General features: G+C 71.2%; 22 protein-coding genes. 11 read left to right on the forward strand and 11 right to left on the reverse strand.

Annotated elements, in window-relative coordinates:
• Nucleotides 1-51 precede the first annotated feature (51 nt).
• Both AB0F72_RS18115 and AB0F72_RS18120 read left to right on the forward strand, forming a co-directional pair.
• Nucleotides 52-921 carry a response regulator gene (locus AB0F72_RS18115; RefSeq protein WP_360432061.1) on the forward strand — a complete coding sequence of 290 codons (870 nt, stop codon included), beginning with the start codon at nucleotides 52-54 and terminating at the stop codon, nucleotides 919-921.
• Nucleotides 922-1,207: 286 nt separating this feature from the next.
• Nucleotides 1,208-2,128, forward strand: a complete 921-nt coding sequence (locus AB0F72_RS18120; RefSeq protein ID WP_360432063.1) for an MHYT domain-containing protein — start codon at nucleotides 1,208-1,210, stop codon at nucleotides 2,126-2,128.
• An 860-nt stretch (nucleotides 2,129-2,988) separates the two neighbouring features.
• On the opposite strand, the gene AB0F72_RS18125 is transcribed toward AB0F72_RS18120, so the two are convergent.
• Nucleotides 2,989-3,327 (reverse strand): PRC-barrel domain-containing protein, encoded by a 339-nt coding sequence (locus tag AB0F72_RS18125; protein ID WP_360432066.1) that lies wholly within the window; start codon nucleotides 3,325-3,327, stop codon nucleotides 2,989-2,991.
• 203 nt (nucleotides 3,328-3,530) lie between these two features.
• Between AB0F72_RS18125 and AB0F72_RS18130 the strand changes: the two genes are divergently transcribed.
• The gene (locus AB0F72_RS18130) at nucleotides 3,531-4,367 is read left to right on the forward strand and encodes a hypothetical protein (RefSeq protein WP_360432068.1); all 837 of its coding nucleotides are present in this window, start codon (nucleotides 3,531-3,533) and stop codon (nucleotides 4,365-4,367) included.
• A gap of 93 nt (nucleotides 4,368-4,460) precedes the next feature.
• Here the strand turns inward: AB0F72_RS18130 and AB0F72_RS18135 are convergent, their stop codons facing one another.
• The 4 genes from AB0F72_RS18135 to AB0F72_RS18150 are packed head-to-tail and all read right to left on the reverse strand — an operon-like array spanning nucleotide 4,461 to nucleotide 8,431.
• Nucleotides 4,461-5,609, reverse strand: coding sequence for a hypothetical protein (locus tag AB0F72_RS18135; RefSeq protein WP_360432071.1), 1,149 nt, complete (start codon nucleotides 5,607-5,609; stop codon nucleotides 4,461-4,463).
• 34 nt (nucleotides 5,610-5,643) lie between these two features.
• Nucleotides 5,644-6,717 (reverse strand): magnesium and cobalt transport protein CorA, encoded by a 1,074-nt coding sequence (locus AB0F72_RS18140; RefSeq protein WP_360432074.1) that lies wholly within the window; start codon nucleotides 6,715-6,717, stop codon nucleotides 5,644-5,646.
• A 17-nt stretch (nucleotides 6,718-6,734) separates the two neighbouring features.
• Entirely contained in the window at nucleotides 6,735-7,472 is a 738-nt protein-coding gene (locus AB0F72_RS18145) for an ABC transporter permease (RefSeq protein ID WP_360432077.1), read from the reverse strand.
• A gap of 2 nt (nucleotides 7,473-7,474) precedes the next feature.
• On the reverse strand, nucleotides 7,475-8,431 hold the full coding sequence (locus tag AB0F72_RS18150) for an ABC transporter ATP-binding protein (protein WP_360432080.1): 957 nt from the start codon (nucleotides 8,429-8,431) through the stop codon (nucleotides 7,475-7,477).
• A gap of 62 nt (nucleotides 8,432-8,493) precedes the next feature.
• Between AB0F72_RS18150 and AB0F72_RS18155 the strand changes: the two genes are divergently transcribed.
• Nucleotides 8,494-9,453 carry a YafY family protein gene (locus AB0F72_RS18155; RefSeq protein ID WP_360432083.1) on the forward strand — a complete coding sequence of 320 codons (960 nt, stop codon included), beginning with the start codon at nucleotides 8,494-8,496 and terminating at the stop codon, nucleotides 9,451-9,453.
• Nucleotides 9,454-9,593: 140 nt separating this feature from the next.
• Here the strand turns inward: AB0F72_RS18155 and AB0F72_RS18160 are convergent, their stop codons facing one another.
• Together AB0F72_RS18160 and AB0F72_RS18165 are read right to left on the reverse strand one after the other, a co-directional pair.
• A complete protein-coding gene (locus tag AB0F72_RS18160) occupies nucleotides 9,594-10,100 on the reverse strand; it encodes a GNAT family N-acetyltransferase (protein ID WP_360432086.1) in 507 nt (168 codons plus the stop codon).
• Entirely contained in the window at nucleotides 10,093-10,638 is a 546-nt protein-coding gene (locus tag AB0F72_RS18165; RefSeq protein ID WP_360432089.1) for a GNAT family N-acetyltransferase, read from the reverse strand. Before AB0F72_RS18165 ends, AB0F72_RS18160 begins: the two co-directional genes overlap by 8 nt.
• Between AB0F72_RS18165 and AB0F72_RS18170 the strand changes: the two genes are divergently transcribed.
• Complete coding sequence (locus tag AB0F72_RS18170; protein ID WP_360432092.1) at nucleotides 10,637-12,100, forward strand: family 20 glycosylhydrolase; 1,464 nt, start codon at nucleotides 10,637-10,639, stop codon at nucleotides 12,098-12,100. The genes AB0F72_RS18165 and AB0F72_RS18170 overlap by 2 nt on opposite strands.
• A 56-nt stretch (nucleotides 12,101-12,156) precedes the next feature.
• On the opposite strand, the gene AB0F72_RS18175 is transcribed toward AB0F72_RS18170, so the two are convergent.
• Nucleotides 12,157-13,365, reverse strand: coding sequence for a cytochrome P450 (locus AB0F72_RS18175; protein WP_360432095.1), 1,209 nt, complete (start codon nucleotides 13,363-13,365; stop codon nucleotides 12,157-12,159).
• A 68-nt stretch (nucleotides 13,366-13,433) separates the two neighbouring features.
• Between AB0F72_RS18175 and AB0F72_RS18180 the strand changes: the two genes are divergently transcribed.
• A complete protein-coding gene (locus AB0F72_RS18180) occupies nucleotides 13,434-15,407 on the forward strand; it encodes a M48 family metallopeptidase (RefSeq protein WP_360432098.1) in 1,974 nt (657 codons plus the stop codon).
• A gap of 148 nt (nucleotides 15,408-15,555) precedes the next feature.
• A complete protein-coding gene (locus AB0F72_RS18185; protein ID WP_360432101.1) occupies nucleotides 15,556-16,074 on the forward strand; it encodes a hypothetical protein in 519 nt (172 codons plus the stop codon).
• A 40-nt stretch (nucleotides 16,075-16,114) separates the two neighbouring features.
• Here the strand turns inward: AB0F72_RS18185 and AB0F72_RS18190 are convergent, their stop codons facing one another.
• The gene (locus AB0F72_RS18190; RefSeq protein ID WP_360432104.1) at nucleotides 16,115-17,140 is read right to left on the reverse strand and encodes a hypothetical protein; all 1,026 of its coding nucleotides are present in this window, start codon (nucleotides 17,138-17,140) and stop codon (nucleotides 16,115-16,117) included.
• Between the two features lie 13 nt (nucleotides 17,141-17,153).
• Nucleotides 17,154-17,831 carry a hypothetical protein gene (locus tag AB0F72_RS18195; protein WP_360432107.1) on the reverse strand — a complete coding sequence of 226 codons (678 nt, stop codon included), beginning with the start codon at nucleotides 17,829-17,831 and terminating at the stop codon, nucleotides 17,154-17,156.
• Nucleotides 17,832-18,141: 310 nt separating this feature from the next.
• Here AB0F72_RS18195 and AB0F72_RS18200 point away from each other — a divergent pair, with 310 nt between their 5' ends.
• Genes AB0F72_RS18200 through AB0F72_RS18215 form a run of 4 tightly spaced genes read left to right on the forward strand, consistent with a single transcriptional unit; the run spans nucleotide 18,142 to nucleotide 22,165 of the window.
• Nucleotides 18,142-20,790 (forward strand): nitrate- and nitrite sensing domain-containing protein, encoded by a 2,649-nt coding sequence (locus AB0F72_RS18200; protein ID WP_360432110.1) that lies wholly within the window; start codon nucleotides 18,142-18,144, stop codon nucleotides 20,788-20,790.
• On the forward strand, nucleotides 20,787-21,209 hold the full coding sequence (locus AB0F72_RS18205; RefSeq protein WP_360432427.1) for a roadblock/LC7 domain-containing protein: 423 nt from the start codon (nucleotides 20,787-20,789) through the stop codon (nucleotides 21,207-21,209). The genes AB0F72_RS18200 and AB0F72_RS18205 overlap by 4 nt, the downstream gene beginning before the upstream one ends.
• Nucleotides 21,199-21,585 (forward strand): DUF742 domain-containing protein, encoded by a 387-nt coding sequence (locus AB0F72_RS18210; RefSeq protein ID WP_041829565.1) that lies wholly within the window; start codon nucleotides 21,199-21,201, stop codon nucleotides 21,583-21,585. The genes AB0F72_RS18205 and AB0F72_RS18210 overlap by 11 nt, the downstream gene beginning before the upstream one ends.
• Nucleotides 21,566-22,165 (forward strand): ATP/GTP-binding protein, encoded by a 600-nt coding sequence (locus AB0F72_RS18215; protein ID WP_360432114.1) that lies wholly within the window; start codon nucleotides 21,566-21,568, stop codon nucleotides 22,163-22,165. The genes AB0F72_RS18210 and AB0F72_RS18215 overlap by 20 nt, the downstream gene beginning before the upstream one ends.
• Here the strand turns inward: AB0F72_RS18215 and AB0F72_RS18220 are convergent.
• Entirely contained in the window at nucleotides 22,162-23,736 is a 1,575-nt protein-coding gene (locus AB0F72_RS18220; protein ID WP_360432117.1) for a BTAD domain-containing putative transcriptional regulator, read from the reverse strand. The two genes, AB0F72_RS18215 and AB0F72_RS18220, sit on opposite strands and share 4 nt — an antisense overlap.
• Nucleotides 23,737-23,768: the final 32 nt, after the last annotated feature.

Genomic DNA, 23,768 nt, shown 5'->3' on the forward strand with positions numbered 1-23,768 from the left:
TCGATCTGCCGAGCGGTGGCAGGGTTTGGTCTGACCGATGAGGAGCAACAGATGGCGTCGATCGTGGTCGCCGAGGACGACACCGATATCGCCGAATTGCTCGCGACCGTGCTGAGCAACGAGGGCCACTCGGTGCGCACCGCGTCGACCGGGTTGGACGCGCTCGCTCTGATCGCCGAGGCTCGCCCGGACCTGGTCATCCTGGACCACCACATGCCCGGCCTGAGCGGTCTCGACGTCGCCGAGCGGCTGCGCGCCGGGGATCCGGCCGGCGGCACGCCGGTGATCATGTTGTCCGCCGCGGCGCCGGCTGCCGCCCGGGGCCTGGTCGACGTCACGATCTCCAAGCCGGTACGCCCGAAACACCTGGTCGAGGCGACCAGGGAGCTGCTCGCCGCCCGCGGGTCGGGCGAACAGGCGGGCCACGACGCGGCGACCCAGCTGGTCGACGTGGAGCGGCTGCTCGCGGTCTCCGACTACCTGACCCGGCCGGCTCAGGTCGCCGCCCTGGACGCGTTCGCCGAGGAGTTGACCCGGCTGACCGGCGTGCCGATGGCGGCGATCACGCTGGTCCTCAACGACAGCGTGGTGCTGGCCGGCTCGCACGGCCTGCCGAAGTGGGTCCGCGAGGCCGGCGGGGTCCCGGTGGAGTGGTCGCCGGACACCATCGTGGTGTCCGAGGACGTGCCGGTGCTGATCAGCGACAGCAGCACGTCGGGCGACGAGTACGCGGGCACGCCGCTCTTCTCGATCAGCGGCATCCGGTCGTACGCGAGTGTCCCGCTCAACTCCGCGGAGGGTCACGTCGTGGGCACGTTGTGCGTGATGGACGATAAGCCGGGCACCTGCACCGAGGAGACCGTGCAGGTTCTCCACTCGCAGCGGGCGCCCGCGGTGAGCCTGCTGTCCCGCGCGGGCTGAACGACCCGCATCGATGGTTCGAATCGCCCAGATGTAACCCAAGGTTATATTTATGACAACCGTTATTTCTTTGTAGCGGTGTGGTTACAGATCGACATCTGAGCTTTTATCTGCAGATACAGTGCGCAGAGGGCGTAAATCGAAGATCGTCCGATCGGACGAGATCTAAATCGAGACGTGCTGCTCGTTCTCTCGTAACGAAAGCTGCGTCACAATCAGTCACGCCCATGGCGGTGGTGCGGGCAGGATGCAGCCGGCGGAAGCAAATCCCGAGAGGAACAGCGCAATGGCGGAGATCCATCACTTCGACCACGGATGGGTAACTCCGGCAGTGAGTTATCTGCTCTCCGTGCTCGGCTCGCTCCTGGGACTGACCGCCGCGGTGCGCCTGCGCCAATCGAAGTCCGGCGGTGAGCGGGCCTGGTGGCTGACGCTCGCCGCGGTCGCCATCGGCGCCACCGGCATCTGGAGCATGCACTTCGTCGCCATGACCGGCTTCAGCGTCACCGGAACGCCGATCCGGTACGACATCGGCCTCACCGTCGCCAGCGCCGTGATCGCGTTCGTCGCGGTCGGGGTCGGCCTCGCCATCGCCCTGCTGGGCAGCTCCGCACCGCGTATCCGGATCCTGATCGGTGGCGTGCTGGCCGGGCTCGGCGTGGCAGCGATGCACTACACCGGCATGGCCGCCATGCGCCTCCGTGGCGAGATCCACTACGCGGGCCGCGAGGTCGCCCTCTCGGTGGCGATCGCCGTGGTCGCCGCGACCGTCGCGCTCTGGCTGACCCTCATCGTCAAGACCCCGGTCGTCATCTTCGTCTCCGCGCTGGTGATGGGCGTCGCGGTCAACGGCATGCACTTCACCGGCATGGCCGCGATGTCGGTGCTGCCCGAGCAGTCGTTCGGCTCGGTGGCCGGCGCGACCGCCAGCGGCCTGCTCGTCCCGATCGGCGCAGCGGTGGTCTTCGCCGTGCTCGGCATGGTGTACGCGCTGGCCGCCGCCCCGAGCGAGGAGGACCGTGAGGCCGCCGCCTACCTGGCGTCCCGGCTCGAGTCGCGTCCGGCGCCGGCCGCGGGCACCCCGCCCGGCCAGCTCTGGGGCCAGCAGTCGCAGCAGAGCCGGCAGGGTCAGCCGGGCCAGGCCGCCGGTCGCTCCACGCTCGGCGGCGGCACCTGGACCTACCGCGACCGCGACCGCGCACAGTAGACAGCGGCAAAAGCCCGTTCCGGTACGCCGGAGCGGGCTTTTCGCTGTTTCGGCTGGCTTTTCCCTGCCGACCCTGCTGGCTAATCAATAAAGCTCCCTACCAGCAGATATTCGGCCTCGGCTCCCCGCGCCCCCGCGTGCCCCGCCGACCCCGCGCCGGCGTCCTGCGGCTGGCACCTCGCACCTGGCACCTCCCGCCTGGCACCTCCCGCCTGGCACCTCCCGCCTGGCACCTCCCGCCTGGCACCTCCCGCCTCGCCGATCTTGGAACCCGCCGCCCCGGCCGTAGCCCACGCATGTGATCAAGATCCGGTAACCGCTCGGGCCTACGGCTGGTGTCGCCCGGCCGTAGCTCAGGCATGTGATCAAGCCCGGGTAACCGTTCTGGCCTACGGCTGGCGTCGCCCGGCCGTAGTCCAGGCATGTGATCAAGCCCGGGTAACCGCTCCGGCCTACGGCTGGCGTCGCCCGGCCGTAGTCCAGGCATGTGATCAAGCCCGGTAACCGTTCTGGCCTACGGCTGGTGTCGCCCGGCCGTAGCTCAGGCATGTGATCAAGCCCGGGTAGCCGCTCGGGCCTACGGCTGGCGCACCCATTCCGGCAGCACTGACCCCGCTGGCTCATCCAGAAAACTCTACTACCAGCACATATGCGGCCTATACGGCTGTCGCGAGGTGGCACCCCGAGTCCTCGAGGTAGCAGAAATCGGACCTCAGCGAAGATCCATTGGCCCGCAGGGATGGCCCGGCGACTGGTCAGCGGCGGCCGCACCCACGTTTCCGCCGGTGAACGGCTTTCTTAATCAGCCAGCGGGGTTCCTGCTTCGGGGCAGCCTTTGTGCTGTTTCGGCTGGCTTGCCGTTATTTCGGCTGGATCAGCCAGTCCCAGGCCTTGCGCAGTGCCGTCGCCCGGTTCTCGGCCAGCCCGGCCGGCGCGTCGGCGCTCGGCTCGGCCAGCCGGTCGGCCGGCTCACTGACGATCACGCCGCGCTCGAAGAGGCCGTCGACCTGGTCGCCACCGGCGAAACGGTGGCCGGCGGCGGTCTTGAGCAACAGCCCGTGAAAGACGTCCTCGCGCTCGTCCGCGAGGACGTGCTCGACCGTTCCGACGCTGTCGCCGGATCGGTCGTAGACCGGTGTGCCCTCCTTCAGGACCAGGTAGGACACCGGGGCGCCGAGGTCTTCACCGTTCTCGCTCATGCCGTGCCCTTTACCCGGAAACCAACCGTTCCAGCACCCCGTTTCCAACATCATCTTTTCGGCTGAGGGGCACTAAACGTTTTGTACATAAAACGACGTTATGCCCGAAACGCCGCTGGAGCCGCAGCGCTATGTCCGGAATTCCCTTAGTGTCCGCTTGTCGCCGGATCCCCACGACGACAACAGAGGCACTGGAGGAACTCATGCAGAAGACTCGGCGATTCGGGGCGATGATTGCCCTGGCCACCGCTGCCGCCGGCATGGCGGCGGTGTCCGCGGCGGCTCCGGCGGCCGCGGCCGGCCGCGGTCCCGAGCCGGTCTCCCCCTGGCTTCAGGCGGTACGCGCGAACGCCGCCAGCTGGGTCCTCGTCCACTGGCGGACCGACCGGACCATCTGCGACGCGCGCATCCGGGTCCGCAGTGAACGGGTCAAGGTCGACTACCTCGGCTCGCGGCGGTTCACCACCTTCTCCCGCGGCCACGTGCTGCGTCCCGGCCGCTCCGACTACATCCAGCTCCGGGTCACCCCGATCGCGCGGCGCAACAGTGTCGCGACGCTGCTGGCGACCATCTCGTACTCCGAGTGTGGGCGGAGGGCCCGCACCCAGACGCGCACCTCGGTTCTCTCGATGCCGGTGGTGATGCGCGACAACGCGCCGGGTGGCATCGGCGGTCCGGGCGGCCCCGGGCACGGCCACTCGGACGGGCCCGGCCATGACGGCCCCGGCGCTCCGGGGCACGAGGGTCCGGGCCACGGCCACAGCGGTGGCGGTCCCGGCGGCCAGTACGACCAGGGCCAGGGCGGTCCCGGCCAGAGCGGCCAGGGCGGTCCCGGCCAAGGCGGCCAGAACGGCGGCCAAGGCGGCCAGAACGGCCAGGGCCAGGGCGGCCAGGGCGGCCAGGGCGGCCAGGGCGGCCAGGGCGGCCAGGGCGGCCAGGGTGGTCAGGGCGGCCAGGGCCAGGGTGGTCCGGGCCAGGGCGGCCAGAACGGCCACGGCGGTGGTCAGCGCGGTAACGGGCACAGTGGCGGCGGCCACTGATCCCCGTGACCGGGAAATGAGCGACGCGCGGCCGGGGTGCGATTCCCGGTCGCGCGTTGTCGTTCACACCGGCGAACGCCGCAGCGATTCGTCTCAGCGATTCGCCATGATCAGACCGGCCGGGTCGGTGCAGGTCAGCTCGACCGCGCGGGCGATCACGTCCGGGTCGTAGCTGGTGGCGTGGAACGTCGCCTCCAGATGCAGGACACCCGTCATCTCGCTGCTCGTCACGGTGATGGTCTGCGGCCCGCTGACGGTCGGCACGCTCAGGTTGATTCGGCTGGCCGGCACCACCGCCCACGGCAGGTCGCCCAGCATGTCGTGCCGGCCCCGATCGCTGAACGCCAGACCGGGCGGGGACTCCACCGGCGCGCCGGTCAGCACGGCCCGCCCGGCCCGGAGCATCTTGCGGGTCAGCGGCCGGCCCGAGGCCAGCTCGTCGGCGAGCGTCCGGTGGATCGCGACCGGGTCGGTGAGCGCGTCCGCCGGTAGGTGTGCCGGACCGAGGTCGAGCAGGAACGTGCCGCCGTGCGGGTCCGGTTCGAGACCGAGTTCGATCAGTGCGGCGGTGAACGCGGCGAACGTGATCGCGGCGGTGCTGACGCCTGGCGCGTACCGGTCCCGCCAGGCGGCCATCTCGTCGAGGACGCGGGCGGACCGCGCCGAGCGCATGGTCAGGCTGGGGTGCCAGGACGTCGACGGCCCGGTCGCCGGCGACTGCTGCTTCGGCAGCATCCAGCGTCCGGGATGCCGGCCGACCTGCTTCCACCAGGCTTTCGGCAGGGCCGCCTGCTGCCTGGCCGGCGAGGTGGGTATGCGTGCGGCGCGCAACTCGTACGCTGCCAGGGCGAGCTCCCGCAGCAGCGGGTTCGTGGCGCCCGCGTACGCCGAGGACACCCGCACCGCGAGATAGCCGCCACCGGCAAGGATCCGTACCGGGTGCTGGCCGGGTGGCTCGAACTGCAGCTGCCGCGTCATGGCCTCGAAGTTCACCGGGTCGTGCCCGAGGTCGGTCACCGCGCCCTCGGCGAACCGGGCGAACTCCGGGCCGTCCAGGTGTTCCCACCTGTTCGCGGAGCGGCTCAGCCGGGAGACGATCGGGTGCGCCGGGTGTGCGGCGTGCAGGCCGATCAATGCGTCGCGGACGCGGCCGGCGGTGACGCCGACGAGTGGGCCGACCGTGCGGACGTATTCGAGCGGCAGCGAGGCACGCTCGCGCAGGGTCAAGCTCGTGGTGGACATGACGTGCTGCTTTCCCCGGGGAATCCAGGGAAGATCATAGCCAGCCGTACTTCTTCAGGCTGCGATGCACGCCACCACCGATCAGCACCATGGCGAGGATCGCGCCCCAGAAGCCGTACCGGGAGTCGAGGCCGGGCATCACCGCGAAGTTCATGCCGAAGATGCCGGCGATCACAGTGGGCACCGCGGCGATCGCGGCCCACGCGGCGATCTTGCGCATGTCGTGGTTCTGATCGACCGAGATCTGCGCGAGGCGGGCCTGCAGGATCGAGTTGAGCAGCTCGTCGAAGCCGCCCACCCGGTCCGCGGCCCGGGCCAGCCGGCTACGCACGTCCACCAGGTAGGGGTGCAGCGCGGGCGGCACGTCGCGCAGCTCCAGCAGCCGCGTCATCGGCTCGCCGAGCGGCAGCACCGCCCGCTTGAACTCCACCATCTCCCGTTTCAGCTGATAGATGTGGGAGAACTCGGAGGACCGGACGGTGGCGAACGTCTCCTCCTCGATCCGGTCCAGGTCGTGTTCCACATGCCCGGCCACGTCCAGGTAGCTGTCCACCATCCGGCTGCCCACCGCGTACGCCACCGACCACGGGCCCTGCCGCAGCACCTCGGGGCGGGACTCCAGCTCACGGCGTACCAGGGCCAGCGGGCCGACCGGACCCTGCCGCACGGTGATCGCGAAAGACGGTCCGACAAGGATCGTCACATCGCCGGTCTCCACCACCTCGGAGGTGGCCGTCAACTCGTCGTGCTCCACGTACCTGGCGGTGCGCAGCACCAGCCGGGTCACGTCGCCGAGCACCTCGACGCCGGGCCGGTGCCCGCCCGACACGGCCTGCTCGACGTGCAGTTCGTGCAGGCCGAACACCTCGGCGACGGCGGTCATCGTGGAGCGGCTCGGCTCGTGCAGGCCGAGCCAGACGAAGCTGCCGCGCCGGCCGGCCAGGCGAGCCGCTTCCCCGTACGGAATCTGTCGTGGCCCGGACCGGCGCGCTCCGCCGGCGTAGACCGCGCAGTCCACGACCGCGTCCTGATCACCGTGCCGGGCCTGCGGGGCCGGCGTCGGGGGACGGACGATGTTCTCCAGCAGCCGGCCGAGCGCGCCTCTCATGGGGGAGAAGGTATCGCTCAATCCGATCGCTGCATGGCCCGGACGCCGACGAACAACCCCAGCGCCCCGACCAGCACCGCGGCGATCAGACCCTCGGCGGTGTGCCGGGCCCAGACGTCGCCGGCGAACAGGGCGCGTTCCGCGTCCACCACGTACGTCATCGGGTTGGCCTGGGAGAGCGCCTGCAGCCAGCCCGGACCGTTCTCGATCGGCAGCAGCACCCCGGCGAGCAGCAGCAGCGGGAAGAGCAGCGTCTGCTGGACCGTCCAGAAGAGCCACTCCTTGTTCTTCGCGGCGAGCGCCAGCGTGTAGGAGAGCGCGCCGAGCCCGACGCAGAAGCCGGCCAGGATTCCCAGGCCGATCAGGGCGCCCGGCAGGTGCAGCTCGAATCCGAACGGGATGCAGACGACCACGATCAGGGCGGCCTGCGCGAGCATCGGGACGATCTCCTTGAGCGCCCGGCCGATCAGCAGGGCGGGCCGTCGCAGCGGGGTGACCAGCATCCGCTCGTGCGAGCCGGTCTGCATCTCGAAGAGCAGGTTGGACCCGGTCATCGAGGAGCCGAAGAGGCAGGACATCACGATGATCCCGGGGACGAACCACTGGAGCGACGAGTCGCCCGGGAGCAGCGGCGCGAAGAGCGCGAGGAAGAAGAGCGGCTGGACCATCGAGAAGATCACGGAGAACGGGTCGCGGATGACCGGTCGCAGCTCACGGCTGAAGACGACGCGGGTGTCGGTGACGAGCGATGTCATGATCAGGCCTCCACGAGCTCGGGCTGGGTGTCCGCCGCGCCGCCCTCACGCAGGCTGCGGCCGGTCAGGGTGAGGAAGACGTCGTCCAGGGTGGGTCGTCTGACCTCGATGGAGTCCGGGGCCAGGTCGTGCCCGCGCAACTCGTCGATGATCTTCGGGGCGTGGCGGGGGCCGTCTTCGGTGGAGATCACGACACGTCCGTCGGTTTCCGTGCCGCCGCTGAGGCGTGCCGCGGACACTGTCTCGCCCGGGGTGGGGAAGCCCAGGATCACCCGGTCACCCACGTGCTTCGCCTTGAGCTCCCGCGGGTGGTCGTCCGCGATGATCCGGCCGTGGTCGATGACGATCACCCGCTCGGCCATCGAGTCCGCCTCGTCGAGATAGTGCGTGGTCAGCACGATCGTGGTCCCGTGCTCGGCGCGCAGCCGCACGATGTGCTCCTGCAGGTTGGCCCGGTTCTGCGGGTCGAGCCCGGTCGACGGCTCGTCGAGGAAGAGCAGCTCAGGGGCGTGGATCAGGCCCATCGCGATGTCCAGGCGGCGGCGCTGGCCGCCGGAGAGGGTGGAGACGGTACGGTCGGCGACGTCGGTGAGCCCGAGGGAGTCGATCAGCTCGGCCGCCCGGGCACGGGCCGCGCGCACCGTCATCCCGTACGCCCGGCCCTGGCTGATCAGCTCGTCCCGCCCGCGCTGGCTGTGCCCGGCGCCGTTGCCCTGTCCGATGTATCCGATCCGCAGCCGCACGTCGCGCTGCCGGCGGACCACGTCGAAGCCGGCGACCTGCGCGCTGCCCGAGGTGGGCGGGATCAGCGTGGTGAGCATCCGCAGCGTGGTGGATTTGCCGGCGCCGTTCGGCCCGAGCAGGGCGACGAGCTCGCCGCGAGCCACCGTCAGGTTGATGCCGTCGACCGCGCGGACGTCCTTGAACAGCTTCGTCAGCTCTCTCGTCTCAATCATCATGGTGTCGACGCTAGAGTTCGAAGCGGCCACTTTCTGACCGCAATGTGATGGAGTCTGAGGACATGGCGAACACGAGTGCTCGGATGCTCCGGCTCCTGTCGTTGCTGCAGACCCATCGCTACTGGCCGGGATCGGAGCTGGCGGGCCGCTTGGAGGTCAGCCCACGGACCCTGCGCCGTGACGTCGACCGGCTGCGCGAGCTCGGCTACCCGGTCGACGCCAGCCGTGGCGTGGCCGGCGGTTACCAGTTGCAGGCCGGCGCGGCGATGCCGCCGCTGCTGCTCGACGACGAGGAGGCGGTCGCCATCGCGGTCGGGCTGCGCAGCGCCGCAGCCGGCGCCGTGGCCGGTTTCGAGGAGACGTCGGTGCGAGCCCTCGCCAAGGTGATCCAGCTGCTCCCGCCCCGGCTGCGCCGCCGCATCGACGCGCTCCAGGCGGTCACCGCGCCCGGTGTGTTCGGTGGCGGCCCGGTGCTCGACGCGGAGACCCTGACCACGATCGCGATGGCCTGCCGGGGTGAGGAACGGCTGCGGTTCGATTACGCGCCGCGCGACGGCGAGGCGATGCGCCGGCACGTCGAGCCGCACCGGCTGGTCTCGCTCGGCCGCCGGTGGTACCTCGTGGCGTGGGACCTGGACCGCGGAGACTGGCGCAGTTTCCGGGTGGACCGGTTCAGCGATCCGTCGCTCACCGGCGCGCGGTTCCGCCCGCGCGAGCTGCCGGGCGGCGATCCGGTGGCCTGGTTGCGCTCGCGGCTGGCGACCATCCCCAACCGTTACGACGTGTCGGTGCTGATCGAGGCGCCGGAGGAGACGGTGCGATCCGTCGTCGGCGACTGGGGCGTGGTGACGGCGGTGACCGCCTCGTCCTGCCGGCTGGCCATGAGTGTGGACGACCTGGGCTGGCCGATCATGGTGCTCGGGGTGCTGTCGGCGCCGTTCGTCATCGAGTCACCGGCCGAGCTCCGCGACGGCGCCCGCCGGGCGGGAGAGACGCTGATCAAGAGCACTGCGATGCCGTGAGAGCAGCTGTGCCGTGAGGGCCGCTGTGCTGTGAGAACCACGATGTCCTGATTGGACGGTTCGGCGCCCCCGTGGCGCCGAACCGCACCTTCAAGGTATCGACGGGGTACGACAATTCTTCGTCGCTTTGAAGCGCCGGCTCAGATGAATTTCCGCAGGAGCCACGACCAGGCGTCCTCGGCGTCCGTCGAGCCGTACGCCCGGCGCTTGCTCTGGATCGTGAAGCCGCGCGCCTCGTAGAACGGCACCCCGAGGTCGTTGCCGACCACCGCGGCCACCCAGAGCTCGGTCGCGCCCAGGTCGCGGACCTGCTCGGTGATCCGGTCCAGCAGCAGGGTGCCGAGACCGCGACCGCGTTCCGACGGCTCCAGATAGATCATGAAGAGCTCCGCGGCGCCGGGGTCGGTGAGACCGCCCGCGGCGACGCCGAGCATCCGGCCGTCCTCCTCGACGAGCTGATAGCCGAGCCAACCCGGCGGCTCGGGAGCGATCCGCCCGGCGATCCGGTCCGGGGCGTAGAACTCGGCAAGCATGCGGCCGACATAGCCCGCCGGGAGAGTGTCCCGGTACGTGGCGTGGAACGCCCTGGTGCAGATGCCGTGGATCGCCGCGACGTCAGTGGCGTGCGCTGCCCGTACCTCAGCCATCCCGCGAGGATAGATCCCGCTGCCGGATGTGGTCGTCGCACCACTCGGAGCCGACCAGGAACCGTTTCACCCCGATGATGTCGAATCCGTGCTTCGCGTAGAACTTCGCAGCTCGCACGTTCTGCTGGTTCACGCCGAGCCAGCAGGTGCGCGCGCCGGTCCGCGCCGCCGTGGAGATCGTCTCGGTCATCAGCGCGTGCGCCGCCCCGCTGCCGTGCGCCTCGGCCAGCAGGTAGAACTTGCTCAGCTCGATGCTCGTCGCCTCGTCGACCACGGCTGCCACGTCCGGATCGGTGATCCGGTCGCGGACCAGCATCGCGTAACCCACCGGCTGATCGCCCTCGGACACCAGCACGATGATCCGGTTCGGGTCGGCCAGGTATCGGGTGAAGCTGTCGACCGACAGATTCGCCGCGACGAACGCGTCGACGTCCGCCTGCGCCATGCCCGGCGGGCAGGCCAGGCCGAACGTCCGGGCGGCAAGGCCGTGCAGCAGCCGCTCATCGCCGAGGAGGCCATGACGCGTGGTGATCGCCATGGAGAAACAGTTTAGAGTCTTCAGAGTGCGCCCTCTGACGAAGCGACTCGGCGATGTGATTCCTCACCCCGCCTCCGTGCGGCCCGTTCCGGCCGCATCGTTCACGATCATTGACGGTACGGCGGTGAGCGCGGTCCCCGAGGCCGCCGCCGTCGCCGCCCACCTCGCCGCGGAGCTCGCCGGTGTCACCGGCGTGGCGATCCCGATCGGTCCCGGCGGCGCGATCCGTCTCGAGCTCGACCCGTCGCTCGCCGCCGAGGGCTACACCTGTGAGATCACCGGCGAGTCGGTGACCCTGCGCGGCGGCACGCCACAGGGCCTGTTCTGGGGTGTGCAGACGCTGCTCCAGCTGGCGCCGGTCCTGCCCGGCGGGGTGATCGAGGACGCGCCGCGCTACGAGTACCGCGGCGCGATGCTCGACATCGCCCGGCACTTCTTCACCGCCGACGAGATCAAGGCGCACATCGACCTGCTCGTCCAGTTCAAAATCAATCACCTGCACCTGCACCTCACCGACGACCAGGGCTGGCGTCTGGAGATCCCGGGCTGGCCGAGGCTCACCGAGATCAGCGGCGGCGCCGGGACCGGGGTGGACGGCGCCGGGCCGGGCTTCCTCACGCTCGCCGAGTACACCGGGATCGTCGACTACGCGGCCGCCCGCTTCGTCACGATCGTTCCCGAGATCGACATGCCGGGACACGTGAACGCCGTGCACCACGCGTACCCGGAGCTGACCGCCGACGGGCAGCCGGTGCCGCAGCGCACCGACGCCGAGGTGGGATACAGCTCGCTGGTGGCCGGCAAGGAGGAGACCTACGCGTTCGTCGAGGACGTGATCCGGACGGTGGCCGACGTGACGCCCGGGCCGTACCTGCACATCGGCGGCGACGAGTGCCACTCCACGCCGGTCGAGGACTACCGGGCGTTCCTGACCCGGGTGCTTCCGCTGCCGGGCAAGTACGGCAAGCGGGCGATCGGCTGGCACGAGATCGCCGCGGTCGAGCTGCCGGAGAACGCGGTCGTCCAGTACTGGCGGACCGAGGCCGCCGACGACGACACGGCACGGGCCGCCGCGGACGGCCGGCGGATCATCATGGCCCCGGCCGACCGGGTGTACCTCGACATGAAGTACGACGCGGACACCCGGATCGGGCTGGACTGGGCCTGTCACATCGACGTCCGGCGGGCGTACGACTGGGACCCGGCCGACCGCCTGCCCGGTGTGCCCGAGTCGGCGCTGCTCGGCGTGGAGGCGCCGCTCTGGTCGGAGACCCTGCGCAGCGTCGCCGACGTGCAGTACCTGACGTTCCCCCGGCTCCCGGCGATCGCCGAGGTGGCCTGGTCGCCGCGCAGCGTCCGGGACTGGGAGTCGTTCCGCACCCGCCTGGCCGCTTTCGGCCCCCGCTGGACCGCAGCAGGGGTCACCTACCACCCGTCGGCCGACATCCCCTGGCCCCGCTGACCCGCCCGATCTTGGCGACTTGCACAACAACAGGAAATCGCCAAGATCGCGGAAGGTCAGGGGACTACCAGCTTGATGCGGCTCTGGGGGATCGCGGGGATTCGGGAGAGGTTGATCGAAGTGTCCTGCGGCGGCAGGTAGTAGTCGAGCCGGGACAGGTGCTGGACCAGCGTTCCCAGCAGGGCGATCGTGATCTTCTCGCCGGGGCAGCGGTGGCCGGTGCGCGGGTCGCCGCCGCCCTGCGGAATCAGATCGAAGTCGCCGATCTCGCGGCCCAGGAACCGTTCCGGGCGGAACGCGTACGGGTCGTCCCAGAGGTCCGGGTCGTGGTTCTGGCCGTAGACGTCGAGCAGCACCAGCGTCCCGGACGGGATCGGCTCACCCTGGAAGAACAGGTCACGGGCGGCGCGTCCGCCGAGGAACGGCGCGAACGGGTAGAAGCGGCGCACCTCGTGGACGAACGCCAGCGTGTACTCGTCGTCGCCGGCCCGCAGCCGGGCGGCGTGCCACGGCCAGCGGTCCAGGGCGTGCGCGGCGAACGCGACGAACCACGCCACCGCGGTCGACGGGCGGATGACGTTGAGCAGCTCGACCGCCGCCGTGCGGGGATCCAGCAGGACGCCGTCGTCGGTGTGGTGCGCGATCACCGAGATCGGCTCCGGCGTGGGAGCTTCCGCCCGTACCCTCGCAATCGTCTTCGACAGGATGCGCTCCTGCCGCTCGCGTGCCGCCAAGGCCCGCGCGAAGCGCGGACCCACTGTCGCGAATCCGTCGACCATCGCGACCAGATCCCGGGCCAGGGCGGTCAGCTCACGCTCTTCCTCGGGTACGCCCACCCAGCGCGTCACCGCCTTCGCGATGATCCGGGCCGTCTCGTCGAAGAGCGTGACCTCCCGGCCACCCCGCCAGCCGGCCGCTGCCACGTCGAACGCCTCGCCGGTCAGTTTCGCCAGCGTGTCGATGCCGTTCTCACCGAGCAGCAGGCTGGAGAAGAGGGCCTTGCGGTGCCGGTGCGCCGACCCGTCCAGCGTGTGCACCGCGCCCTCGCCGAACAGCGTGTGCACGACCAGGCTGGGCAGCGCCGTGTGCCGTTCCAGGTTGCCGGCGCCGTAGAAGAACTGGGCGGCGGCGGGGCCGCAGATGCCGACGGCGGGCTGTCCCATGACGCGGGTCCGCACCGGTCGGCCGGAGGCGCGGCGGCGTAGATCGGGCAGCCACGCGTACCCCTTGAGAGCGACGGCGAGGGTCTGATCGAGGTGGGCCATGGCGCACGTATATCCGGTTGCAAGGACGTGAAACTAGGCTGTGACGGTTTCTCGGGGAGGACGACGGTTTGAGCAAGGGTGCACGATCGGCGGCGGCGCTTGCCGGATTCGTACTGGTGGCCGGGGCGCAGCTCGCCCTCGTGCTGCTGGCGCTCGGTGCGGTGCTGTGGATGCTGCCGAGCACCGTGGCGCTGCGGGCCGGGGTGCCGCTGAGCATCGCCACCTTCGGCGCCGCCGGGTACGCGACCTGGCGCGCCCTGCACACCCGCCGGCGCCTGCCGGCCGGGGTGACGGTGACCCGTGACCGCGCGCCCCGGCTCTGGGACCTGGTCGACGCCGCGGCCGTGGCCGCCGGCGTGGCCGTCCCGGACACCCTGATCGTGGTCGCCGACGCAGGCGTCACGGCCGGCGTTCGGACCCGCCTGCTCGGCCTCGTCGGCGGCCGCCGCGACCTGTACCTGGGACTTCCGCTGCTCCAGGCCTGGGGTCCGGACCGGCTGAGCGCCGCTGTCACCCACGAGCTGGCGCACTACTCGCCCCGGCTCAGCCGGTGGGCGCCGCTCGCCTACCGCGGGCGGGTGGCCGTCGGCCGGGTGGTGCCCCGGATCTCCCGCCGCAATCCGGCCGGGATCGCGCTGCGGGCCTGGGCCGCGCTGTACCGGCGGATCGATACACCGTTCAGCCGTGAACAGGAGCTGGCCGCCGACCGGATCGCGGCCCAGCACGCCGGTGTGGAGTCCGTCGCCGCCGTGCTGCGCGATCTGCCCGCGCTCGCCGGGATGCAGCGGTTGTTCCACGCTGAGTACCTGGGGCCGGGGTGGCAGGCCGGATATGTGCCGGACGACGTGTTCGGAGGGCTGCTGCGGGTGCTTGCCGCACGGTCGGCGGAGATGACGCTGCTGCGCGGACAGGAACCGGAGCCGGCCGGTCCGTGGGACACCCATCCGCCGCTGGCGGAACGGCTCTCGTCATTGCCGCCGTCGTCCATACCGGCGGCCTCGGAATCGTCGGAATCTCCGGAGGCTTCCGGCTCTCCGGAGGCTTCCGACTGTCCGGATGAGACCGTGGAGCTCGTGCCCGACCTGCCGCAGCTCGGCCGGGCTCTGCAGGAGGTCGCCTATCCGGTCGGCGGTCGCACCATCGTGACCTGGGACGAGTGCCTGAGCATCGCCCGGACCGCGGAGATGGAGCGGGAGGCCGAGGCCGCGCTCGCGACCATCTCCCGAGCGGTGGGCGCCGAGATCACCGGTCCGGCGCAGGTGCTCGACCTGGCCGCCGACGGCCGGCTGCGGTCGGCGGCGGAGACGCTGTTCCCCGGCGCCTCGCCCGGCGCGGCCACCGACCGGATCATCGACCTGCTCGGGCTGATGATGGCGCTCGCTGCCCTGCGCAGCGGCATCGTGCGGTGGCGGCACAGCTGGACCGGGGCGGCCGAGGTGGTCGGTGTCGACGGCGCCTACCTCAACCTCGCCGAACTGGCACAGGCCGCGGCCGAGCCGGAGACCGTCGCCTCGGTGCTCGAGTACCTGGAGAAGATCGGCGTCGACCTCGCGGCGCCGGCCGGGGACGGCGGGCCGGCCCGTCCGGTCCTGGGCGGGCTGATCAACCTGACGGTGGACGGCGCGCGTACCGACATGCTGATCACGGATCTCGGGTTGTTGCTGGTGCCGGGACTGCCCCGGGGCCGCGAGCCGGAGTCGAAGCGGCGGCTCGCCCGGATCGCCGCCGACGGGGTGCCGGTCGCGTCCCGACCCGAGCCCGCCTCCGCGCCGGAGCCGGGCAGCCGGTTCCTGCCGTTCGCCGACGTGACCGGGGTGACCGCGCTGCCCGGCCGCCGGAAGGGCTGGACGATCGAGGTGCGCGACGGCGACGGGGTGACGCTGCGCCCGGCGCTGGACGCGGACGAACTGCTCGGCGGCTGGAAGGCCTGGGACGATGCGGTGAGGTTCCTCACCGGGACGCGGCCGGTGGTGCCCGCCGCACGGCCCTCGGCGGAGGGAGTGGCTGAACCCGGTGCGGTGGATGCCCGTATCCACGGCTAGGACAGTCTCATCCCCGACGGATGAGCAACCATTACGTCACTTTGGGTCACAATGACCTCGGAGATTGTTCGCTTCGCCGGCACCTGAAATGGGTAGCACGACTGCTGGGGAGGCGCGACGATCGTCTCCAAACCCGGGGGAGGGCGCCATGGCACGAGGTCCGTCGACGCTCTTCGGGGCAATCGTGGCGGTCGGTGTCGGACCGGCCCTCTGGCTCGGCGCTCAGCTCGGCACCGCCGACGTCGCCCCGAACGAACGACCCTCGGCCGTGGTGGGCGAGCAGTACTCGGAATCGGACATGGACTTCGGCGGTGTCGGTGCCGGCGAGACTCCGGACCGGGCCGACTGGATCCGGGTCTACCCCGATCGCGACGACAGCGAAACCACGTCGAGCCCGGCGCCGAAACGGACGTCGATGAGCCCGGCCGCGGTCGTCGTGACGCCTGGTTCCCCGTCCCCGTCGCCGTCCTCGCCGGCCGTCCCGTCGTCACCGCCGCCGCCCAGTGACCCGGCCGTCTCACCGAGCCCGAGCCTCGAGGAGGAGCCCCCGCCGTCGCCGTCCGCGGAGCCGAGCGAGGAGGTCAGCGAGGATCCGGAGCCGTCGGCCTCCACTCCACCGGAGGACGACACTCCGGAGCCGCGGTACTCCGCGCACCAGCACGAGTAAAGGGGAGCCGATCGGCTCCCCTTTCTCATGTCCTCGCTGTTCAGAGACCCAGCAGCCGGTCCAGGATGTCGCGGTAGGCGCGCAGCTCCACCCGGAGGGCCTCGGTGTCGTCGTGGCCCTTCGCCAGGGCGCCGCGCTGCTCGCGCAGTGCCGTGGTGAGCCGGTCCACTGCCTCGTCCACCAGTTGTGCCGCCTCCCCGGTGGCCGCCTTCGGATCGTCCACGAACCGCAGCTGCACGTCGCGCCAGCGGTCCTTGAGCGCCTGCACCTCGGCGGTGGGGAAGAACGGCGCCGGACCGGCGGACTGATCGGTCTCGGTCGTGGGGGTGGGCGCCGTGACCACCTGCGGGTCCGCGAAGGTGCCCTTGTCGGCGAGGGCCGTGTCCACCGGGTCGACCCGCTCGGCCTCGTCGAGAACCTTCGGATCCTCGAAGGTGCCGCGGTCCTCGATCACCGAGGCGGCGGCCGCGTCGCTGTCGTCGGTGCGTCGCCCGTGCGGCGGCCCGTCCAGGTCCAGCGGCAGGTCGAGGTCGTCGTGGGTGTCCGCCGGGCTCTGACCGATCGGCACGGTCCGGTCCTGGTCGGTGGTGTCGGCCCGGTCCCGGCCGGTGGTGTCGATGGCCACGGTTCGATCGGCCTCCGACTCCTGCGGCCGGGCGTCGGTCTGCTCCCGCAGCCGGGCGTCAGCCTGCTCCTGGGGCCGGGCGTCCGCCTGCTCCCGGGGCCGGTCGTCCAGCGCCACCGTCCGGTCGTCGGCGACACCGGAGGCGGCGTCGGTGGTGCGATCGGTGGGCCGGCCGTCGTCGTCACGGCCTCCGGCCGGACGCGGCTCGGCCATGGCCGACGCGGCGACCGCACCACCCACAGTGGACGCTCCGAACGCGGTGGGCTGCGGCGCCGGCTCGGCGATCGGCCGGTCCGCGTCGGCCGGCCCGTGCTGCCACGGCGATCCGGCGCGCTGCTGAGGCACCACCGGCTCGCTCTGCTGCGTACGCTCGGCATCCTGCGTACGGACGTCGTCCTGGTCCTCGGCGTTGTCCTTGGCCTCGTTGGAGAAGAAGCGCATCGTCGGGTGCTCCTCAGCGGCTGGTGGCGTCGGGGCGGGAACGCGCGACGCCGGGTTCGGTGGCGGTGTCCTCAGTGTCGGTCACGGTGCGGGCCGGCGCATCGTCGGAGATCGAGTCGTCGGCGGCCGGGCGCGACGCCGGGGTGCTCGCGTGCGCGACCGGGTTCTCGCCGAGCAGGTCGGCGAAGAGGGCGCGGTAATGGACCAGGGCCTGACGCAGATCCTCGGTCTCGGCCTCGTCGTTCCGGCTGCGCCGGCTGATCTCGTGGGCGGAGCGGTAGTGCTCCAGGGTGGCGGCGTGCTCGACCGAGAGGTTGGCGAGCCGCTCGTCGTAGTCGCCGGTCGGGTACCCGCGCTCGGCGATCAGCGCGGTGACCAGCTCGTCGGCGGTGGAGACCGCCTCCTTGGGGTTGTCGACGAACCGGATCTGGACCTCTTCCCAGGCGGTGGCGTACTTGGCACGCGACTCGCCGGACAGTGGACGCAGTTCGAGCTGTGCGTGCCGCTTGGTGCGTTCGTGCAGCTCACGCTCGGCTTCGGTGCGGTTTCCGGTATCGGCGACCACTCGGTCGTACTCGGGTCCGAAGGTCTGCTGGAGCTTGCGGCGCCGCATGGCCCGGACACCCAGCACGATCGCTGCCAGCACGAGTAGGACGACGACGATCAGGACGATGGTGACGGTGGCGGACATCAGGTTCCTCCTTCTTCCACTGGAGGTATGCCCAACTCGTACCGGCCGCCAATCCTCATGTTCACTCACTGCGCCGCGCGGCGGACTGTCGTGCACCCGACGATCTCTCAAAAAAGATCGCACACCGATCTGGCTGGACAAACAGGACGGATGCACCACATCCGGGAGATCGAGGAACTAGCTGAGACGCACGTCATTACGTATTCTTCGCCGAGCGCATGACTCAGGCGTGGTGGCCGTCCCATTCTGATCGGTCGCCGGGCTGGCCGGCGTATTGATCGTTTCCTACCGAACCCTCGGGCGGAGCCTGATGAGAAGCCGCAACTGGTCCATCCGTTCGAAGATCACCGCGATGGTCGCGGTGCCGCTCGCGGCACTGCTCGCCCTCTGGGTCTTCGCGACGGTGGTGACCGCCGGTCCGGCGCTCAACCTGCTCGAGGCCCGCGACGCCGTGCACAAGCTCGGCAACCCGGGACTGCAACTGATCGCGCAGTTGCAGCGCGAGCGGCACTTCTCGGCGATCTACGTCTCCGCTGCCAAGCCCACCGCCACCGATTTGAACCGGGAGCGGGCCGCGACCGACGAGGCGGCCACCACCTTCCGCCGGGCCGTCGCCGAGGCCGACCTCACCGAGCCGGTGCGCGCCCGCGTCGGCGAGATGCTCGTCCTGCTCGACGAACTGCCGGAGACCCGCGCCGGGATCGACGACCGGCTGATCAAGGACGTCCTCCCGGTGGTGCGGGACTTCAGCGCGGTGATCGACGCCGCGTTCGAGGTGTCCGCCACCGCGGCGATCTTCTTCCACGAGCGGGTCGACCGGGAGGTCCGCGGCCTGATCAGCGCGCTGCGCGGGCTGGAGCACCTGAGCCGGGTCGACGCGATGCTGGCCGGTGCGAACGCGGCGGGTTACATCCACGCGATCAACCGGGGCATCCTGATCGAGGACATCGCCAACTCGCGCTACCTGCTCAAGTCCGGTGTGGAGGACATGCCGGACGACGCCCGTGGCGACTACTCGCGGGTGATCACCAGCCCCGCCTTCGTCGACCTCGACATCATGCAGAACTCGCTCATCGGCGACAGCTACGCGGGCGGGCCACCGCCGGTCAGCGGCGAGAGCTGGCAGCCGACGTACGACCGGACGAACGCCGAGCTCAGCGACTTCGTGCTGCGGTCGGTCGACGAGGTGGCCGAGGACGCCATCCCGCTGGCCGTGAACGTCCTGCTCTGGCTCGGCATCGCCGGCCTGCTCGGCCTCGTCGCGTTCGTGCTCTCGATCTTCGTGGCGGTCCGGTTCGGCCGGTCGATCGTCGGGCGCCTGATCCGGCTCCGGCGTGAGGCCCTGGAGCTGGCGTCCGAGCGCCTGCCGGCGGTGGTCCGGCGGCTGCAGCGCGGCGAGGCCGTCGACGTCGAGGTGGAGACACCCCCGCTGGAGTACGGCGGCGACGAGATCGGCCAGCTCGGTCACGCGTTCAACGCGGTGCAGCGTACGGCCGTGCAGTCGGCGGTCGACGAGGCGAACGTCCGGCGCGGCATCAACGAGGTGTTCCTCAACATCGCCCGCCGCAGCCAGACCCTCCTGCACCGCCAGCTCTCGCTGCTGGACAGGATGGAGCGCCGGGAGACCGAGCCGCAGGAGCTGGAGGACCTCTACCGGGTCGACCACCTCGCCACCCGGATGCGGCGGCACGCCGAGGACCTGGTCATCCTGGCCGGCGCTGCGCCCGGCCGCGGCTGGCGCAACCCGGTGCCGATCATCGACGTGGTCCGCGGCGCGATCAGCGAGGTGGAGGACTACAAGCGGGTCGACATCCGCGCGATCACCTCCTCGGCGGTGCTCGGCCGGGCGGTCGGTGACGTGATCCACCTGCTCGCCGAGCTGATCGAGAACGCGGCGTCGTACTCGCCGCCGCACGCGCGGGTCCAGGTGATCGGTCAGGTGCTGCCGAACGGCTACGCCATCGAGATCGAGGACCGCGGCCTCGGGATGACCCCGGAGGCGATCGAGGAGACGAACCGCCGGCTCGCCGAGCCGCCGGACTTCGACCCCACCGACAGCGCCCGGCTCGGCCTGTTCGTGGTGGCCCAGCTGGCGAACCGGCACCAGATCCGGGTCTCGCTGCGGGCCTCCGCGTACGGCGGCATCACCGCGATCGTGCTGCTCCCCGGGGAACTGGTGACCAGCGTCTCCGGCCCGGCGCTGCCGATCGGCCCCGCCTCCGGCGGGCTCGACGCGCCGCTGGTCGGATCCGGCAGCGAGGATCCGCTGCGGCAGTCGCTGGCGTCGCTGCAGTGGCAGGGCACCGGTGAGCTGCGTGAGGTCACCGTGCCGGGCCGGCGTGGGGCGGCCGAGGAGACGCCGGCCGAGGCCACCGCCGATCCGGGTGGCCCGGCGCCGAGCCTGATCGCCGACGAGTTGAGCGCCGAAGGCCTGGTGCAGCGACGCCGGGTCCGCCGCAAGCCGAACCCGGCGATCGAGATGCCGGCCGGGAGCACGGGCGTGGCTCGGGCCGTACCCAGGAATTCCGGTCCTTCCGAGCCGCCGCCGGAAGCGCCGGTCGTGCCGGCCCAACGCGGTCCGTCCGCAGTGGAGACCCCGGACGACGACGGCCTGCCGAAACGGGTCCGCCAGGCGAGTCTCGCGCCGCAGCTGCGTCAGCCGGCCGTGGATCAGGAGTCCACCGCCCCCGCTCGCAGTCCGGAGCAGGTTCGCACGCTCATGAGCGCCCTGCAGCTCGGCACCCATCGCGGGCGCCTCGACGCTGCACGCACAGAAACGGACGCCGCACGCACAGAAACGGCCGCCGCGGAAACCGAGCGCGCGGACGATACGGTCAGTTTCCCGGCTCTCGTGGACGTCACGGCGACCCGGGACAACGCACCATCCGGGACCGAGGCGGCGGATGGCGACCGCGCGTACGGCACCGGAGAGAACCTCAGGCTGGAGAAGGACGCATAGTGGCACAGACGAAGCAGAGCGCGAACCTCACCTGGCTCCTCGACGATCTCATCGAACGGGTGCCAACCGCGGAGCAGGCCGTGGTGCTCTCGGCCGACGGGCTGATGCTCGGCGCCTCGGCGGCGATGAGCCGGGAGGACGCCGAACATCTCTCCGCCATGGCGGCCGGCTTCCAGAGCCTCGCCAAGGGCGCGAGCCGGCACTTCCAGGCGGGTCAGGTCCGGCAGACGGTGGTGGAGATGGAGGAGGCCTTCCTCTTCGTGACCGCCGCCGGTCAGGGCGCCTGTCTCGCCGTGCTGGCCTCCGCCGACGCCGATCTGGGCCTGATCGCCTACGAGATGGCGATGCTGGTGACCCGGGTGGGACAGATCATGAGCGCGCCGGAGCGGTCGGTGCTCGCGCCGTCCGATGCCCTCTGAGCAGCCGCGTGTGACACACGACTGGCTGGACTCCGACGCGGGGCCGGTGGTCAGGCCGTACGCGATGACCGGAGGCCGGGTCGCCCCCTCGGACGGCGACTTCGACCTGGTCGCGTTCGTGGTGGCCACCGTTCCCGACCTGCCGATCGGTCCGCAGCTGCAACCCGAGCACCACGCCATCGTCGCGGCGGCGTGGGAGCCGATCTCGGTGGTCGAGCTGGCGTCCCAGCTGGACCTCTCGATCGGCGTGGTCCGGGTCTTTCTCGGTGATCTACGCTCAGCGGGGCTCATCTCGCTGTACGAACCTCCGGCGGCCACACAGCCGCACGACGTCGACGTTCTCAAGGCGGTTGTCAATGGACTCCGTGCGCTCTGACCGCAACGGCGGCTCGTCGCGCATCCCGGTCGCGCTCAAGATCCTGATAGCCGGTGGTTTCGGCGCGGGCAAGACCACGATGGTCGGGTCGGTCAGCGAGATCCGGCCCCTGCAGACCGAAGAGGTGCTCACCGGCGCCGAGGGCGCCGACGACGTCTCGGGCGTGGAGGGTAAGACCACCACCACCGTGACCATGGACTTCGGCCGGATCACCATCACCGAGGACCTCCAGCTGTACCTCTTCGGCACACCCGGGCAGGACCGTTTCTGGTTCCTCTGGGACGAGCTGTCGCAGGGTGCGCTGGGCGCCGTGGTGCTGGCCGACACCCGGCGGCTGGCCGACTGCTTCCCGTCGATCGACTACTTCGAGCAGCGGGGCACGCCGTTCGTGGTGGCGGTGAACTGCTTCGACACCCAGCAGCGTTTCGCTCCGGACGCGGTGAGCCGGGCGCTCGACCTGGACCCGGGCGTCCCCGTCGTGCTCTTCGACGCCCGTGACCAGGTGGCCGCCCGCAACGTGCTGATCGAGCTGGTGGAGTACGTGGCGCGCCGCCAGCTGGCCGCCGCCGGAAGCCGCTAGCCGGGCCTGCCCCGGCCCGGCGGGACGCAGATCAGCCAGCGTTCGATCCGGCGCAATACCGACGCCGGGACCAGCCCGCGGGTCACCAGATCCGCGGGCTGCCGGTACGGCCCGTGCTCGTACCGATCATGGATGATCCGCTGCGCCTCGGCCGGCCCGATGCCGCGCAGCCGGGCGATCTCCTGCACCGGCGCGTGGTTGAGGTCGAGCAGCCCGCCGTCGTCGAACGCGCGGAGAAGGTCCGGCCGTCCGATCCCCGCCTGCCGGGCGCCGTCCGGGTTGACCGCCGCGAACTGACGGGCCAGATCCCGCCGGGCACGAGCCCGCCGGGTGTCGCCGGGGTGCGCGGCGAGGACCGCGCCGTGCAGCGCCGCGGTGAGCGAGAGCAGGATCGCGAGCAGGATCGCGGCGTCCTCGGCCGAGCTCGTCGTCGGGCTGTCCACCGGGCTCGGGTCGGTCGCGAACAGGAAGACCACCGCGAGGACGCCGAGGAAGTAGCCGATCGCCGCGATCAGCTCGTGCCGGGTCCGTCGCTGCACGGCCGCCCAGGCGAACCAGATCCAGCTGCCGAACGTGCAGATGAAGATCGGCAGCAGCGCGGCGACGACGACCTCGACGGCGCGCACGTCCCGCCGATGTGGCGTCAGCACAAGGGGCGCCGAAGAGGCCGGGGCGGGAAAGGGGGGCAGCGGGTCCGGCGGCGCCGGTGACACCACCGGCGCCGGTGACACCATCGGCACCACTGTGACCTGCGGCGTCACATCCCGCCCGGCCCACGGGTCGACCGCCTCGACATAGACCGCCTCGTCCCGCAGGATCCGCCGGTGCGCCTCCTGCATTCGCTCGCCCGGCTCCGCGCCGAGCTGGTCCAGGAAGTACTCCCGGGCGTCCCGGAACGCGGCGAGCGCCTCGGCCTGCCGCCCGGCGCGCTGCAACGCGATCATCAGCTGCGCCCGCAGTCCCTCGCGCAGCGGGAACTGCTCCACGAGCCGGCCCAGCTCGGAGATCAGGCCGCTGTCCACGCCGTGGGCGACCTCGAGTTCCGCCCACAGTTCCCAGGCGCTGGCCTGTTCCTCGGTCAGCCGGTTCCGGGCCGTCTCGAAGACCGGGCCGGTCAGCCCGCCGAGAGCTTCGCCGTGCCACATGTCGAGCGCGACGCGGGCGACCCGGGCGGCCTCGGTCGTGTTGCCGGCCCGGCGTTCGGCGTCGGCGCGGGCCAGCCGGGCCCGGAAGTCGTCGGCGTCAAGGGTGACGGCTCTCAGCACGTACCCGCCGTCGGTGAGGGCGAGCAACTGGCCGGGCGTGCGCGGGGAACGGTCCGGGTCGAGCACGCGGCGCAGCCCGGCCACGTACTTCTGTACGACGTTCGGGCCGTTCTCCGGCGGATCGTCGCCCCAGACCGCGTCGACGATCCGGTGGACCGGCACCGGCCGGCCCGGGTTCAGGAGAAGGACCGCCAGGACCGCACGCTGCTTGGCCGGACCCAGATCGACGGGTTCGGCATCGCGGAAGGCCCGCACCGGACCGAGGATCGCGAACCGCAGCGGGACGGCAGCAGGGCTGTCTGTCACCCCGGTGCCCCTCCTGTTGAGCAGCAGTTTCA

Source organism: Actinoplanes sp. NPDC023936, from assembly GCF_040639325.1.
Lineage (GTDB): Bacteria > Actinomycetota > Actinomycetes > Mycobacteriales > Micromonosporaceae > Actinoplanes.

Bases quoted from the DNA above. Each gene is read 5' to 3' on its own strand.
- AB0F72_RS18190 (WP_360432104.1), bottom strand. From the start codon at position 17,140: ATGCGCTTCTTCTCCAACGAGGCCAAGGACAACGCCGAGGACCAGGAC.
- AB0F72_RS18175 (WP_360432095.1), bottom strand. From the start codon at position 13,365: ATGGCCCACCTCGATCAGACCCTCGCCGTCGCTCTCAAGGGGTACGCG.
- AB0F72_RS18150 (WP_360432080.1), bottom strand. From the start codon at position 8,431: ATGATGATTGAGACGAGAGAGCTGACGAAGCTGTTCAAGGACGTCCGC.
- AB0F72_RS18115 (WP_360432061.1), top strand. From the start codon at position 52: ATGGCGTCGATCGTGGTCGCCGAGGACGACACCGATATCGCCGAATTG.
- AB0F72_RS18170 (WP_360432092.1), top strand. From the start codon at position 10,637: ATGGAGAAACAGTTTAGAGTCTTCAGAGTGCGCCCTCTGACGAAGCGA.
- AB0F72_RS18195 (WP_360432107.1), bottom strand. From the start codon at position 17,831: ATGTCCGCCACCGTCACCATCGTCCTGATCGTCGTCGTCCTACTCGTG.
- AB0F72_RS18160 (WP_360432086.1), bottom strand. From the start codon at position 10,100: ATGGCTGAGGTACGGGCAGCGCACGCCACTGACGTCGCGGCGATCCAC.
- AB0F72_RS18120 (WP_360432063.1), top strand. From the start codon at position 1,208: ATGGCGGAGATCCATCACTTCGACCACGGATGGGTAACTCCGGCAGTG.
- AB0F72_RS18215 (WP_360432114.1), top strand. From the start codon at position 21,566: ATGGACTCCGTGCGCTCTGACCGCAACGGCGGCTCGTCGCGCATCCCG.
- AB0F72_RS18155 (WP_360432083.1), top strand. From the start codon at position 8,494: ATGGCGAACACGAGTGCTCGGATGCTCCGGCTCCTGTCGTTGCTGCAG.
- AB0F72_RS18135 (WP_360432071.1), bottom strand. From the start codon at position 5,609: ATGTCCACCACGAGCTTGACCCTGCGCGAGCGTGCCTCGCTGCCGCTC.
- AB0F72_RS18185 (WP_360432101.1), top strand. From the start codon at position 15,556: ATGGCACGAGGTCCGTCGACGCTCTTCGGGGCAATCGTGGCGGTCGGT.
- AB0F72_RS18145 (WP_360432077.1), bottom strand. From the start codon at position 7,472: ATGACATCGCTCGTCACCGACACCCGCGTCGTCTTCAGCCGTGAGCTG.
- AB0F72_RS18200 (WP_360432110.1), top strand. From the start codon at position 18,142: ATGAGAAGCCGCAACTGGTCCATCCGTTCGAAGATCACCGCGATGGTC.
- AB0F72_RS18165 (WP_360432089.1), bottom strand. From the start codon at position 10,638: ATGGCGATCACCACGCGTCATGGCCTCCTCGGCGATGAGCGGCTGCTG.
- AB0F72_RS18130 (WP_360432068.1), top strand. From the start codon at position 3,531: ATGCAGAAGACTCGGCGATTCGGGGCGATGATTGCCCTGGCCACCGCT.
- AB0F72_RS18140 (WP_360432074.1), bottom strand. From the start codon at position 6,717: ATGAGAGGCGCGCTCGGCCGGCTGCTGGAGAACATCGTCCGTCCCCCG.
- AB0F72_RS18125 (WP_360432066.1), bottom strand. From the start codon at position 3,327: ATGAGCGAGAACGGTGAAGACCTCGGCGCCCCGGTGTCCTACCTGGTC.
- AB0F72_RS18210 (WP_041829565.1), top strand. From the start codon at position 21,199: ATGCCCTCTGAGCAGCCGCGTGTGACACACGACTGGCTGGACTCCGAC.